The sequence below is a fragment of the Acinetobacter sp. B-6 genome (genome assembly GCF_056930735.1).
Genome location: NZ_JBXPBY010000042.1, coordinates 1 through 947 on the forward strand (window position 1 = coordinate 1; position 947 = coordinate 947).

Annotated in this window: 2 protein-coding genes; both read right to left on the minus strand. The window is 36.0% G+C overall.

The genetic code is table 11. The features are described 5' to 3' along the window. Nucleotides 1–23 precede the first annotated feature (23 nt). Complete coding sequence (locus tag AC1Z3T_RS21105; RefSeq protein ID WP_100884420.1) at nucleotides 24–572, minus strand: IS630 family transposase; 549 nt, start codon at nucleotides 570–572, stop codon at nucleotides 24–26. Then, nucleotides 569–947, minus strand: a 379-nt coding sequence (locus AC1Z3T_RS21110; RefSeq protein WP_005029849.1) for an IS630 transposase-related protein, incomplete at its 5' end; no start/stop codon positions are given. The genes AC1Z3T_RS21105 and AC1Z3T_RS21110, both read right to left, overlap by 4 nt.

Consider the following 947-nt stretch of genomic DNA (forward strand, 5'->3'; position numbering starts at 1 on the left):
TATAGCTAGTTAAATAAACTATGCTACATTTGATTAAACCCAATATCTAAAGCCTCAAGAATAGTTTTCTGTTGTTGGCTAACAATATGTCTGACTTTTCTTTTTAGTATAGACCAAGCTTTTTCAATTGGATTGAGGTCTGGACTATAAGCAGGCAAATACATCAGCCTAGCATTGTACTGGCGAGCCAATTCCTCAATTTTTCGACCTTTGTGAATAGAAGCATTATCTAAAATTAGTAAATATTTTTGAGGCTGACCATTTTTATCTCTTGTTAGATCTTTAAGTAAATATTCAAGCCAGCCAGTAAAAGTATTGCGATCACATGAGCCCTTAAAAATTAGGGGAGCAATGAATTTAAACGTTGCACTTGATCGAACAGCACTGATTATATTTAGTCTACTTCCATGCCCACCTGTTCTTAATGCACGACAACGTTTTCCTTTCTCAGACCAACCATATTCAGCAACCTCATTGGTATTTATACCTGATTCATCAATGTATAAAATATACTCTTCACCATATTGCTGTTTCCATTGTGGCAGGAACCATTGGAATATTGCCCGTCCTATTTTGCAGGCTTGTCTGTAGAGAAAACTCTTTTTTTATAACTCCAACCCAGCTTTTTTAAAGCAAATAAGATATTGGCATAGCTGACGGAATAACCAAATCTTTGCTCAAATAATGGCACCAGATCTTTAGCCTGTGAAAATGATGTTGTTTCAACAAAGATTTTGAAAGCCTTTAGGTCTTTAATTTTATAGGGTCGACCTGCTTTTTCGGGATGTGGTCTATTCGCATTTCCTTGGAGATGTTCGAGCTGAATCCAGAGATCTAAAGTCGTTCTTGCAATCTTAAAAACAGTACATGTTTTAGACTTATTCTGGCATTCTTTGTAGTAGTCTAGAGCTTTGTATCGAAGATCATTGGAGTATGGCTTAGGCATA